The organism is Nostoc sp. UHCC 0251, from assembly GCF_034932245.1.
GTDB lineage: Bacteria > Cyanobacteriota > Cyanobacteriia > Cyanobacteriales > Nostocaceae > Nostoc.
In genome coordinates, this window is record NZ_JAYGHD010000047.1 from 14,841 (window position 1) to 25,890 (window position 11,050).

15 protein-coding genes are annotated in these 11,050 nt (G+C 42.2%); 5 read left to right on the forward strand and 10 right to left on the reverse strand.

Annotation, left to right across the window (positions count from 1 at the left end; translation table 11 throughout):
- Positions 1 to 348: 348 nt before the first annotated feature.
- The 3 genes from VB740_RS08590 to VB740_RS08600 all read right to left on the reverse strand — a co-directional run bounded on the left by VB740_RS08590 (position 349) and on the right by VB740_RS08600 (position 1,548).
- The gene (locus VB740_RS08590) at positions 349 to 822 is read right to left on the reverse strand and encodes a hypothetical protein (protein WP_323199617.1); all 474 of its coding nucleotides are present in this window, start codon (positions 820 to 822) and stop codon (positions 349 to 351) included.
- A 157-nt stretch (positions 823 to 979) separates the two neighbouring features.
- Positions 980 to 1,285: a type II toxin-antitoxin system RelE/ParE family toxin gene (locus VB740_RS08595; protein ID WP_323199618.1), complete on the reverse strand. Its 306-nt coding sequence runs from the start codon at positions 1,283 to 1,285 to the stop codon at positions 980 to 982.
- Between the two features lie 2 nt (positions 1,286 to 1,287).
- Complete coding sequence (locus tag VB740_RS08600; RefSeq protein WP_323199619.1) at positions 1,288 to 1,548, reverse strand: ribbon-helix-helix domain-containing protein; 261 nt, start codon at positions 1,546 to 1,548, stop codon at positions 1,288 to 1,290.
- 113 nt (positions 1,549 to 1,661) lie between these two features.
- Between VB740_RS08600 and tumA the strand changes: the two genes are divergently transcribed.
- Positions 1,662 to 1,892, forward strand: a complete 231-nt coding sequence (gene tumA / locus VB740_RS08605; protein WP_323199620.1) for an antitoxin TumA — start codon at positions 1,662 to 1,664, stop codon at positions 1,890 to 1,892.
- Positions 1,882 to 2,286: a toxin TumE gene (gene tumE / locus VB740_RS08610; RefSeq protein WP_323199621.1), complete on the forward strand. Its 405-nt coding sequence runs from the start codon at positions 1,882 to 1,884 to the stop codon at positions 2,284 to 2,286. Before tumA ends, tumE begins: the two co-directional genes overlap by 11 nt.
- A 32-nt stretch (positions 2,287 to 2,318) precedes the next feature.
- Here tumE and VB740_RS08615 read toward each other — a convergent pair whose 3' ends face one another.
- From VB740_RS08615 to VB740_RS08625, 3 genes are all read right to left on the reverse strand, one after another.
- Positions 2,319 to 3,689 carry a Rid family detoxifying hydrolase gene (locus tag VB740_RS08615; protein WP_323199622.1) on the reverse strand — a complete coding sequence of 457 codons (1,371 nt, stop codon included), beginning with the start codon at positions 3,687 to 3,689 and terminating at the stop codon, positions 2,319 to 2,321.
- A gap of 109 nt (positions 3,690 to 3,798) precedes the next feature.
- The gene (locus VB740_RS08620; RefSeq protein WP_229558712.1) at positions 3,799 to 4,230 is read right to left on the reverse strand and encodes an NUDIX domain-containing protein; all 432 of its coding nucleotides are present in this window, start codon (positions 4,228 to 4,230) and stop codon (positions 3,799 to 3,801) included.
- Positions 4,231 to 4,340: 110 nt separating this feature from the next.
- Positions 4,341 to 4,484: a hypothetical protein gene (locus tag VB740_RS08625; RefSeq protein WP_323199623.1), complete on the reverse strand. Its 144-nt coding sequence runs from the start codon at positions 4,482 to 4,484 to the stop codon at positions 4,341 to 4,343.
- Here VB740_RS08625 and malQ point away from each other — a divergent pair.
- A complete protein-coding gene (gene malQ, locus VB740_RS08630; protein ID WP_323199624.1) occupies positions 4,459 to 5,967 on the forward strand; it encodes a 4-alpha-glucanotransferase in 1,509 nt (502 codons plus the stop codon). The genes VB740_RS08625 and malQ overlap by 26 nt on opposite strands.
- Before the next feature lie 220 nt (positions 5,968 to 6,187).
- On the opposite strand, the gene VB740_RS08635 is transcribed toward malQ, so the two are convergent.
- A complete protein-coding gene (locus VB740_RS08635; protein ID WP_323199625.1) occupies positions 6,188 to 7,000 on the reverse strand; it encodes a helix-turn-helix domain-containing protein in 813 nt (270 codons plus the stop codon).
- 29 nt (positions 7,001 to 7,029) lie between these two features.
- A complete protein-coding gene (locus tag VB740_RS08640; RefSeq protein ID WP_323199626.1) occupies positions 7,030 to 7,788 on the reverse strand; it encodes a pseudouridine synthase in 759 nt (252 codons plus the stop codon).
- A gap of 133 nt (positions 7,789 to 7,921) precedes the next feature.
- Here VB740_RS08640 and VB740_RS08645 point away from each other — a divergent pair, with 133 nt between their 5' ends.
- A complete protein-coding gene (locus VB740_RS08645) occupies positions 7,922 to 8,635 on the forward strand; it encodes a DUF2993 domain-containing protein (RefSeq protein ID WP_323199627.1) in 714 nt (237 codons plus the stop codon).
- Positions 8,636 to 8,680: 45 nt separating this feature from the next.
- Here the strand turns inward: VB740_RS08645 and VB740_RS08650 are convergent, their stop codons facing one another.
- On the reverse strand, positions 8,681 to 9,199 hold the full coding sequence (locus VB740_RS08650; RefSeq protein WP_323199628.1) for a DUF456 domain-containing protein: 519 nt from the start codon (positions 9,197 to 9,199) through the stop codon (positions 8,681 to 8,683).
- 178 nt (positions 9,200 to 9,377) lie between these two features.
- Here VB740_RS08650 and VB740_RS08655 point away from each other — a divergent pair, with 178 nt between their 5' ends.
- On the forward strand, positions 9,378 to 10,289 hold the full coding sequence (locus VB740_RS08655; RefSeq protein ID WP_323199629.1) for a M48 family metallopeptidase: 912 nt from the start codon (positions 9,378 to 9,380) through the stop codon (positions 10,287 to 10,289).
- A 71-nt stretch (positions 10,290 to 10,360) separates the two neighbouring features.
- Here VB740_RS08655 and VB740_RS08660 read toward each other — a convergent pair whose 3' ends face one another.
- The gene (locus VB740_RS08660) at positions 10,361 to 10,993 is read right to left on the reverse strand and encodes a cofactor assembly of complex C subunit B (RefSeq protein ID WP_323199630.1); all 633 of its coding nucleotides are present in this window, start codon (positions 10,991 to 10,993) and stop codon (positions 10,361 to 10,363) included.
- Positions 10,994 to 11,050: the final 57 nt, after the last annotated feature.

The following is an 11,050-nucleotide window of genomic DNA, read 5'->3' on the forward strand; positions in this document are numbered from 1 at the left end:
CTAAAAGGCTCAATTGTCAGCCTCAAAGGCTCAACGTCGAGGCTAAAAGGCTCAACTGTCAGCCTCAAAGGCTCAACGTTGAGGCTAAAAGGCTCAAAAATGCCCTAGCGACTAGAAGTCGCGGCTACACAAACAAAACCTGCCTTCGCAGGTTACAAGAATCTTTGGATTTAAAATGCGAAAGGGGCATAACATTGTCATGCCCCTAAGAAGAACGCATATTGTACTTAATTAATAACTGCTGCGTAGGCGCAGCCCGCACTTCTCTACGAGACGCTGCGCGTAGCTTGTTCCACGAAGTGGTACGGCAAGCTCAGTGACCACCGCAGGCATCGCCTATTTTATGCTTTAGCTGGCTGCGGCTTCGGGTTTCTTTTTCTTAGAACGGCGGCTAAACCTGCGTCCCATCTCATCAATGACTGCATCTAAACCTGTAACATCACCGCTAGCTTTGGCATAGCTATAAATTGCTAATGCTGCTGCATAAGCTTCACTACCAGCCGCTATACAAGTATCATCCACCAGTTCTTGCAGTTGGGTTAGAGACAACAGCACCGGATACAAGCCCTCATATATTTCCAAATCCCGGCGCATCTCTTCCAAATCAAAGGAACGAGGCAAAAAGTTAGGGTTCTGTGTTGCCACTTCTAAAGCTTTACTGACAAAAGCCCGACTTTTATCTCCCATCTTGACTATGGTGCGTCGGTCTTCGGTAGTCAAATCAATTAAAAACGGTAACTTTTCTCTAATTGTAGCGATCGCCTGCATTACTGCTTCTTTATCTGCTGGGGCTAGGCTAGCACTGATACGATTTTCTGCCATTTTTAATACTCTTCTAGGGTACTTAATTTCAGTATTCCCAAAGTTAGAAAGGCGATCGCGTTTCTTGAGAGGTAATTAACAGAATTTTGTCTGCACTTTATGGCAAGCCAAAGAACATCTTCATATTTTTTTGTCCCAGTTAACAAAATTTATGGCTTTACTCTTCATCTGACTCTGCAAATAAAGATTCTAAATCTTGACGACCGCTAACAACGCGCAAAATTTTAACCCCATCATCAATCACTTGGTACAGAATGACATATCCATCTAGCGGCAAGCCGCGTAATGAAGGTTTAATATGAGCATAGTTGCGTCCCATATTTGGAAACGCCGCTAAATTTTGACATTTATTGTTAAACTCTCTAAATAGTTTTTCTCCTGCTTCCAGGTTTCGGATTAAAAAGTAATCATAAATTTCATTTAAGTCGCGACTAGCAGATAGCGAAATAACATAGCGGCTCATTACTAAGCCTCACGCGCCTTTTTGAACTTTTCTAGTATCTGCATCACTACAGTTTCGCCATCCAAAACTTCCCCGCTTTCAATTTCAGCAATTGCGACATCAACTTTTTGCCGGGTTTCTTCTACCCATTGGACATACTCAGAATTTAATTTTTCTAGCAGTTGAAATGCTACATCAATTACTTCATCTGCATTTGTGAATTTTCCGCTAGCAATTTGGGTTTGGATAAATTGCTCATGTTCAGGTTTGAGTTCAATGTTCATGATTTATCTCTCTGAAAGTTGACACGAATCGGCAGTGCCGTTTCCCTAAGGTTTTACCTCACGTAAATGATAACTGCTATAGTATAAACTAATGAAACTGAATCAAGAAATCAATGCGTAAACAAATCATCGAATATACATCTTCACTAGATGCACTGATTGCCCTTACTAAACAGTTAAATACCTATGAAATAAAGTACCAAATGAGTTCAGAAAAGTTTTTTGCCAAATATAACCAAGGAGAAACTTCTGACGATGAAGTATTTGTCGAATGGGCAGCAAACTACCAACATTATCTAGCTCTACACCAAGAAATAGAGAGCAAACTCAGAGATGTCGCGTAAGGTTATTCAAGCTTATTTAGATGAACTTGAGCAACTTTTACTCAACTGCTCTAATACATACGTTGAAGAATATAGTGCAGTAATTTTAACACCACAGAGAGCTAATCTCCGCATTAGGATACGTTTCGCCCTCAAATATTTACTGGCGGTCAGTGAAGCCTTTTTTATTGTAGATAATCAAATTACATATATCGATTACCGCTATCACTTTCAAGATGAGCAAAATAGTCTGATTTTTCGTTATGACAGTACACCACACTTTCCCAACTTGCCTAGCTTCCCGCACCATAAGCATCTTTCCGACAACGTAATTACTTGCGAAAAGCCACATATAGCCGTTGTGCTACAAGAAGTGATGGAATTTTTAGAGTCAGAACAGAACAATCAAATGTAACCGTTAAGATTTTGCTCCTTGATACGTTCCATCTAACCGCTAATTACAGCGATCGCATCAATCTCTACCAATACATCTTTAGGTAAGCGCGATACCTGCACACAAGCCCGCGCTGGGGCTGTATCTTCTGGGAAATATTTAGCATAAACGGCATTCACCGCCGCGAAATCATTCATATCAGCTAAAAATACAGTGGTTTTCACTACATCTTGGAAAGTCGCACCAGCTGCTGTGAGGATGGCTTCAAGATTAGCTAATACCTGCTCGGTTTGCTTTTTGACATCATCAGTGTAGACGACATCACCAAGGCGGGGATCGATGGCAATTTGTCCAGCGACGAATACAAATTGACCTGAAGCTGCGATCGCTTGATTATAAGGGCCGACTGGTGCGGGTGCGTTATCAGTATTAATTACTTTACGGGTCATAGATATTACTTTCTCTAACGATGTTTCCTGTTTACCGATTTCTACTTCAGCAGCGATCGGCTTGTAGACTTCTCCATCTGGCATTATCGCACCAGTTAGGTCAGCATCTTTAAAGTTGACACCATAGATATTTGCTCCAGTTAAATCTACCTTCTTCAGGTTTGCCTCGTTCAGATTCGCGTTGATCATATCTACTTTTTGCAGTTCTGCTTTCTCTAAATTTGCCCCTTTGAGGCAGGCTTTTCTGAAATTTACGCCTATGAGATTTGCTGCACCTAGATCAGCTTCAGCCAGATTGATCCTTGACAAATCCTTTTGAGATAAATTAACACCCCGAATCTTGGCTCCCTGCAAATTAGTGTCTTTGACTATCACACGAGTTAGGTTTGCTTGACTCAAATCAGCTTTAAACAAGTTAGCCCCAGTTAAATTAGCAGTACTAAGGTTAGCTCTAACGACTTTTGCCTCATTCAAAGATGCTTCGGTTAAGTTTGCACACTCGAGTGTAGCGTCACTCAAATTGGTATTATCTAGGTTGGCGTTACTAAAGTTAACGCTACTCAAGTTTGCTTTACTCAAATTGGCATTATCCAGGTTAGCGTTACTGAAATTAGTGCTATTCAAGACTGCTTCACTAAAGTTTGTATCCTTCAAGTTAGCGTTACTTAAGTTTCCACTACTGATATTTGCCTTATTGAAGTCAGCACCATTTAAATCTGCCCAACTCAAATTTAAACTAGAACTTTCCACCAAACCACTTAAATTTGCACCTGTCAAAGATGCCCTGGTGAGATTTGTGCTTTTAAGACATGCCTTACTCAAGTTGACATCATTCAAATCTGCTCCCGTCAAATCTGCACTTGTTAGGTCTATCCCACTCAGATTTGCACCTTTGAGGTCTACACCTCTCAAATTTTCTGAATGAAATTTCCGTTGTCCTTTGGCGTATTTATCCAAAAGTTCTTCAGCATCCATAATGCACCTTTAAATACCACTGACACAGTATAATCACAAAAAATTTGTGTCGCAGGTATTCCTCTCCCCTCTTCCTTTACGCCCTTCGCGCCTTTGCAGTTCGTCCCTTCTACCCTAACCTCGGACGTATCCCATAATGCCGATATCGCCAATAATCGCGCAAAATGCGATCGTGGTCAAAACATAAATTACCAGGCACACGCCAATACTCAAAAATTCCTACACCCTTAGCATCATCCCCAGCCACAGGTTCTCCCGTTGCTGTCGCCAAAAATACAATGCTAATGGTATGCTGACGCGGATCGCGATTGGGGTCAGAATACACCAGTAATTGTTCAACTAACTCCACCTGCAAACCTGTTTCTTCCTCAGCTTCCCGCCGGGCAGCCACTTCCACAGCTTCCCCATAATCTACAAAACCACCAGGAATAGCCCAACCTAAGGGTAGATTATGTCTTTCAATTAACACTATTGGCCGATGAGGTCGATCTACTAGTTCAATGATGATATCAACTGTTGGTGCAGGATTTCGGTAAGTCATAGTTATTTAGTCATTGGTCATTGGTCATTGGTCATTAGTTATTAGTCATTGGTTATTCACAAATGACAAAGGACAAAGGACAAATGACAAATAAGATGAGTTTACTTGATTTACCGTGCAAATACTGTTCCGTGATAAATTCGATGCGATTGACTTTGCCATTGCCCCTTGGGCGATCGCGTAGCGCGTCCATCAGATAATTGCTCCCTCTCATAATTCAGGTTAAATATGCCTTTTCCTAGATCCAGTGGCATTTTGCTGCATCCTACTTCCTTTCCCAGTCGATTTGGCGTTGGAGATTTAGGCTTAGAAGCCTATCGCTTCATCGATTTTCTTAAAGAGAGCCATCAACAATATTGGCAAGTATTACCCTTGGGCCCCACTGGATACGGTAATTCCCCCTATATGTGCTACTCGGCAATGGCGGGAAATCCTCTGCTGATTAGCCCAGAAAAACTGCGAGATGAGGGTTTGCTAGCTGAAGAAGACTTTGCCAACTTACCAGGATTTCCGGTAGAAAAGGTAGACTTCGACCAAGTTATGCCGATTAAGATTGGGCTGCTCAAAAAAGCTTGTGAAAACTTTAGAGCAAATGCTACGGACATCCAACAAAAAGAGTTTGCAGGTTTTTGCGATAGTAAAGCCTATTGGCTAGATAATTACGCCTTATTTATGGCGTTGAAAGATGCTCATGAAAATGCAAGCTGGCATACATGGAAACCAGCATTTGTCAAGCGCGAACCCGAAGCATTAGCTCAGGTAGAGCATCAGCTAAATAGAGAGATTTTTTATTACAAGTTCATCCAATTTGAATTTTTCCAGCAGTGGTCAGACCTGAAAAGTTACGCCAACATGCGCGGCATAGATATTATCGGCGATATCCCCATCTACGTAGCTCATGATAGTGCCGACGTGTGGGCGCATCCCGACATCTTTTGCTTAGATGAGGAGACTGGAGTTGCTGCCCAAATGGCTGGAGTTCCACCAGATTACTTTAGCGCTACCGGTCAATTGTGGGGCAACCCGGTTTATAACTGGGAAGAATTGCAAAAACAAGACTTTAAATGGTGGGTGCAGCGCTTTGAGGCAATGCTGGATTATGTAGATATAATTCGCATTGATCACTTCCGGGGCTTCGAGGCTTATTGGTCAGTAGCCAAAGGTGAAGAAACCGCCATGAATGGTAAATGGGTGGAAGCACCTGGAGATGCTTTTTTTGAAGTGATTAGGCAGAAGTTGGGCAAGCTACCTGTCTTGGCAGAAGATTTGGGAGTAATTACACCAGAGGTAGAAGCGCTGCGAGACAAGTATGAATTTCCTGGGATGAAGGTTTTACAGTTTGCCTTTGGTTCTGATCCCGGTAATCCATTCTTACCATTCAATTACCCGCGAAATGCTGTAGTTTATACCGGAACTCACGATAATGACACAACTGTAGGCTGGTTTAATTCAGCCAACGACTATGAAAAGCAAAACCTGTTGCTTTATTTAGGTTGTGTTAGTTCTGAAGGCATCCACTGGGATTTAATTCGCCTAGCTTTGAGTTCCATAGCCAACCAAGCGATTATTCCTTTGCAAGATGTTTTGGGATTAGGGAATGAAGCGCGGATGAATTTTCCTAGTACTGCTGAGGGGAACTGGGGGTGGCGCTATGAATCAGCAGCTTTGACACAAGAATTAGGCGATCGCTTAAAAGTTCTTACCAGACTGAATGGACGTGCCCCGCAAGGGCAATAAGGCAGAGGGAGCAGGGGAGGCAGGGGAAGCAGGGGGAGCAAAGAAGACAAGGCAGACAAGGCAGACAAGGCATAGGGAGGAGTAAATAGCCTCCTTTTCCTCCTTGTCTCCTTGTCACCCTCATCCTCCTCATCTCCCCCAGTCTTTTTCTTCTCTAAGAGACGCTGCGCGTAGCAAGATTCCTGTAAGGGTACAATTTTGAGTTGATTTCTCCCTGATCTCAAAACTTAGATTTTGCAGCAATCCTAACTTCTTCCTCTTTCCCCGGTTCTCCCATTTCCTTGGCTTTTTCTTGATTGACGCTCATCAACACACCACCAGCGTTATCAGTTTTCACTGTGAGTTGCTCTTGGGCTTTCCAAATCCGGTGAGTTCCCTCTGGGAGAACACCCTCAAACTGGGTTTTGCCATCGGCTACTACGCGAATCCAAGATGATGCTTTCAAAGTGACACCAATCTGTACAGCCTGTCCCTGTTGGACAGCGCTAAGGGTGTTGGCAACTGGTTGAACCTCTACTGACTGTTTTAGTTGGGCTAGTTCTGGTTTACCAATGGTCTTTTGTTTTGGGTATGGCTGATTTTGGCTATTACTTGCTTGTAGTATCGCGTTATTTAATAACTGAGATAAGCCATTTACAGAGCATACAATTAGGAATATGTAAAGAAAGTAAAGATGAATTGGACGTAGTTGACCAAGGGAGGAAGTATTTCCTATACCTTGGGAATTCACTTGTGCAGAACTAATTGGGAAAGTACCAGAAAATTCTACTCCGTTCAAACCTAATGCATCGGCAAATTGCCTGATTAAACCCTGGATATAGACTGGTTCTGGCAGATCGTTGACATTACCTTCTTCGATCGCCTGCAACAATCGTTGGGGAATCTTGGTCAATACAACCACTTGCTCTAGAGATAGCCCTTGTTCTTGACGCAATGCCCAAAGTTGAGCGCCCAATTCTGCCAATTTTTCGGCTCGTTGTTGCTCTAATGAAAGTGATGGCTGGTGATTATTCTTCTTTCTTAGCCATTTCATCTCTGCTGACACTCCTTAACTCCACTGAATCAATAATTAGGTTGCGTTATCTGCTCTTGCAAAAAGTGAATCTCATGATCTTTGAGAAAACGATGTTTACCCTCTTCCAAAAAAGGTTCTTTTGGAGTTTGTAATTGAATTGAACCGATAGCAGTCCGATGCAGCTTGATTACTGGGTATCCTAACTGTTGAGCTATCCGGCGAATTTGGCGATTTCTTCCCTCCTGCAAGACTATTTCTAAAAAGCTTTGTTCGGCACGATATTCTATTAGCTGTACCTTAGCGGGCCTGGTTTTTCTACCCTCCAACATCACACCTCGACGCCACATTTGCAGTACTGCTTCTGAAGGGTGTCCTTCTACCAAAACACGATATGTCTTGGAAATACTGTGGCGAGGATGGGTTAGTCCAAATGTCAAGTCTCCGTCATTAGTCAGGATTAATGCTCCTGTGGAGTCTGCATCTAAACGCCCAACTGGGTGAATACCTGAACCCTCCCGTAATTCTTGCGGTAGTAGATCCAGGACTGTTGGTCTGTGGTGAGGGTCGTAGCAAGTCGAAACCACGCCTGCTGGTTTGTGCAGCAATAAATATATTAAAGCCGGACGCTGCCTTTTAGATACAGGCTGACCATCAATAGCGATCGCATCTTTTTGGGGATCAACTTTTTGACCTAAATGTGCCAATACCCCATTCACCCGCACCCGTGAGTGCCTAATCATTTCTTCGGCTTCACGACGTGAGGCAATACCCCATTGAGCGAGAATTTTTTGTAACCGTGCCTCCATGTGGAATTGCTTATTTCCTGTTAACAATTAAATGATATTTGCATTTTGTAGCGAGTAGGCATAAATGTTACATTTAAGACTTGTTTAATTTCTCTTCGGTTGTTGAATAAATACTCATACACAGATTGGTTAGATGCCAGAGCAAAATCCCCAAACAACAAATGCAAATAAAATCCGCATAATTACGCAGGTACTTACAACAGCCCTCAAGCTCTGGCTGAGAGCGCAAGTGAGCCAAATATCTGAATTAGAAGTGGAGATTAAAGCGAGCGATCGCCAAATTATCTCTGGACGTATCCCTTCGGTATCTATTTTTGCTACTCATGCAGTTTATCAAGGTCTCCTGATTACACAAATTAAATTAACGGCAGAAAATATTCGGATAAACATCGGCTCCGTACTCAAGGGAAAGCCCCTACGGCTGTTAGAAACAGTACCAGTGGTTGGCGATTTGATCATAGATGAGAAGGATCTTAATGCTTCTCTCTCATCTGACTTATTATCGACTGCTTTGAGCGATCTACTGGTTAAGGTTTTACCAACGCATTGCCCAAAGCCACAACCAATTAATTGGCAAGAAATTATCCTTGATAACAACCAAATTATACTGCGAGGTATGAGAGTAACCAATAGTGAAACATCTCCTCTGGAGATTTGTCTCAGATCACAGTTACTCAGTGGGCATGAGTTGCAACTGGCAGATATAAAAATCAAGCCCGACCAGGGGAATATATTAGAAGACAATCGTGAGTACAATCTGGATCTTGGCTCAGATGTCGATATCCAAGAACTAACATTGATCCCAGGTAAGCTAGTGTGTCGTGGGCGGATTAACGTTAATCCTTGATGATGATAAATCAACAAATATTAAGAAATAGTTAATCTTTAAATGCTAAGAGCTAAATACTTGTGGCCAAGTTGTTACAACAAAAACTACAACTGCTGCGATCGCTAACAACCCTTGAATCAAATTTCCAACCAAAGAGCCGACTACAATTCCTATACCCGCCTTAACTGCTAACCTGAATTCACGACGGTAAAGATACTCACCAATAATTGCTCCCAAAAGCGGGCCTAGTAAAATTCCTAACAGTGGGCCCCCAAAAGGCAAGGTTGGCAATAGTCCCAAAAATCCCACCACCAAACCAACAATTGCGCCAATTTGCCCCCACTTGCTAGCTCCAGCTTGTTTTGCTCCTACATAGCTAGCTAAAAAATCCACTCCCACACTGAGAATTAAAACGAAAATTGTCACAATTAGGGGAATCTTGATAGCAGCAAAGGAACTACTAACGATTCCCCAAACGATAATTGCAATTAAAATTAAGCTGCTACCAGGAATCGCAGGAACTACAGCACCAATGATACCCACAAGCATTACAGCAAGTAATAGCCAATAAATAATTTGCATAGATAGAATTGTAAATTTCTAAATTTCTGAGTCAGTTAGTCATTAGTAGGGGCGTGCAGCTAGCTGTGCGCCCCCCTTGCATATTGTATCTGGGCAAGATGGTGAAAAATACCTAAATTTAAACCTGAACTAAATATGATTTACTGGTTCAATCACTCCCAGATAAAGCTCAAAACCCATGACGAGAAAAATTTTAACTGGACTAAGTTCAGCAGCCTACGAACACCCATTTGATCGCAAAGCCTTGGCTTCTTTGCAAAATATGCCCGGTGTCTCTCTGTTACTCAAAAAAATTAACGAATACGGCATCGATCGCTTACTCAGACTGCAAAGCCTTGGTAGTGAAATTAGAATTTCATCTCGTAATTTTCCCCAATTGCATGAAGCATTTGTAGAAACCTGTCAAATTCTTGATGTTGCTCCACTTCCTGAACTGTATCTGTTTCGAGGTACAGGTCACATTGAAACCTACATTGTTGGCGTAGAAAAACCCCTTGTAGGTATAAATTTAGATGCAATGGAGTGGCTTGGCGCAGATGAGTTGCTTTACGTTTTTGGACACGAAATCGCTCGAATCAAGAGTCAGCACATGGTTTATCACCAAATGGCAATTGTTATGCCAAGTTTGAAAAATTTGTTGAACAGTACCACACTGGGGGTTGGTGGCTTGGTAGCTGGTGGAATGGAACTAGGTTTGTATAATTGGCGGATGATGGCTAGGTTCACTGCCGATCGGGCTGCAATGCTTGCTTGTCAGGATATAGATGTAGCAACCACTACACTGATGAAACTCGCGGGTTTACCAGATGAGTATTTGACTACTGCTGTAATCGAAGATTTCCTTGTCCAAGCCCGTGAGTTTGCATCCAATAACTTTGACAGTGTTGATAAAGTCACCAAGTTATTAAGCTATACAGAACCTGGACTTGCCTGGATAGTTATGCGGGCTAGCGAGTTATTGAAATGGGTTGATTCAGGAGAATATGAGAATGTAATTCAACAGAAAAATTTAAAAACACCAGAAGAAGCGGAAGAAGAAGGAAATACACCGGAAGAAAAAGAAGGGTGGAATTTTTTGACTTCTTGGTGATTGAATTTGAGATTTTAAATTTTGAATTTTGGATTGCTGATTTTAAATTAAATTCTAAACTAGCGAATCACCTAAGAACTAAGAGTAACGGCTAATTTATCAGCAATTCCCGCAATCCAGTTTTCATCTTGTTTGGTGTAACTGCGAGGAGCATTCGCGCCCAAAATTAGAGCGCCTTGTTTACCAATAGGTTGACAAATTACCCCTTGAGTATTTTCTGGTAAATAATCAAATTCAAGCCTACCTGGATATATTTTTAGCGCAACTAGATAAATTGGCTTTTGTTTTTCAAGTACCTGTTTTAAGATTACTCCTGGTACAACCTCAGATTTATTACCCAAAATTCCGCGACGCAACAAAACTTTACCTTGATAAAAAACCACAAGCGATCGCGTTACTGTATTGGTCAACAATAAATGAGATGCCCAGGCTAGCTCTGTTTTCACAGCTTCAGGTAAGTCTGCTGCTAGTACAAAACCTTCTTCTCCAATTAGTTCAACAGTATCAGGCGATCGCGGTTGAACTTGCTGCCAAATTAAACCCGTCAAAATTAGCACCGCACTCAAAATCACACCCAGCACATCACCACGCGATTGAGACTGGGTTAATTCCGGTGTCAATAAACGGTTAATCAGCAAAAGTACAGCGCCTAGCCCACCCACGACAATGGGTAGACGCCGCAAAACTCTATTAGGGTCAGTCATTAGTCATTAGTCATTAGTCATTAGTCATTAGTCATTGGGCATTGGGCATTGGGCATT

Bases quoted from the DNA above. Each gene is read 5' to 3' on its own strand.
- VB740_RS08590 (WP_323199617.1), bottom strand. From the start codon at position 822: ATGGCAGAAAATCGTATCAGTGCTAGCCTAGCCCCAGCAGATAAAGAA.
- VB740_RS08595 (WP_323199618.1), bottom strand. From the start codon at position 1,285: ATGAGCCGCTATGTTATTTCGCTATCTGCTAGTCGCGACTTAAATGAA.
- VB740_RS08600 (WP_323199619.1), bottom strand. From the start codon at position 1,548: ATGAACATTGAACTCAAACCTGAACATGAGCAATTTATCCAAACCCAA.
- tumA (WP_323199620.1), top strand. From the start codon at position 1,662: ATGCGTAAACAAATCATCGAATATACATCTTCACTAGATGCACTGATT.
- tumE (WP_323199621.1), top strand. From the start codon at position 1,882: ATGTCGCGTAAGGTTATTCAAGCTTATTTAGATGAACTTGAGCAACTT.
- VB740_RS08615 (WP_323199622.1), bottom strand. From the start codon at position 3,689: ATGGATGCTGAAGAACTTTTGGATAAATACGCCAAAGGACAACGGAAA.
- VB740_RS08620 (WP_229558712.1), bottom strand. From the start codon at position 4,230: ATGACTTACCGAAATCCTGCACCAACAGTTGATATCATCATTGAACTA.
- malQ (WP_323199624.1), top strand. From the start codon at position 4,459: ATGCCTTTTCCTAGATCCAGTGGCATTTTGCTGCATCCTACTTCCTTT.
- VB740_RS08625 (WP_323199623.1), bottom strand. From the start codon at position 4,484: ATGCCACTGGATCTAGGAAAAGGCATATTTAACCTGAATTATGAGAGG.
- VB740_RS08635 (WP_323199625.1), bottom strand. From the start codon at position 7,000: ATGAAATGGCTAAGAAAGAAGAATAATCACCAGCCATCACTTTCATTA.
- VB740_RS08640 (WP_323199626.1), bottom strand. From the start codon at position 7,788: ATGGAGGCACGGTTACAAAAAATTCTCGCTCAATGGGGTATTGCCTCA.
- VB740_RS08645 (WP_323199627.1), top strand. From the start codon at position 7,922: ATGCCAGAGCAAAATCCCCAAACAACAAATGCAAATAAAATCCGCATA.
- VB740_RS08650 (WP_323199628.1), bottom strand. From the start codon at position 9,199: ATGCAAATTATTTATTGGCTATTACTTGCTGTAATGCTTGTGGGTATC.
- VB740_RS08655 (WP_323199629.1), top strand. From the start codon at position 9,378: ATGACGAGAAAAATTTTAACTGGACTAAGTTCAGCAGCCTACGAACAC.
- VB740_RS08660 (WP_323199630.1), bottom strand. From the start codon at position 10,993: ATGACTGACCCTAATAGAGTTTTGCGGCGTCTACCCATTGTCGTGGGT.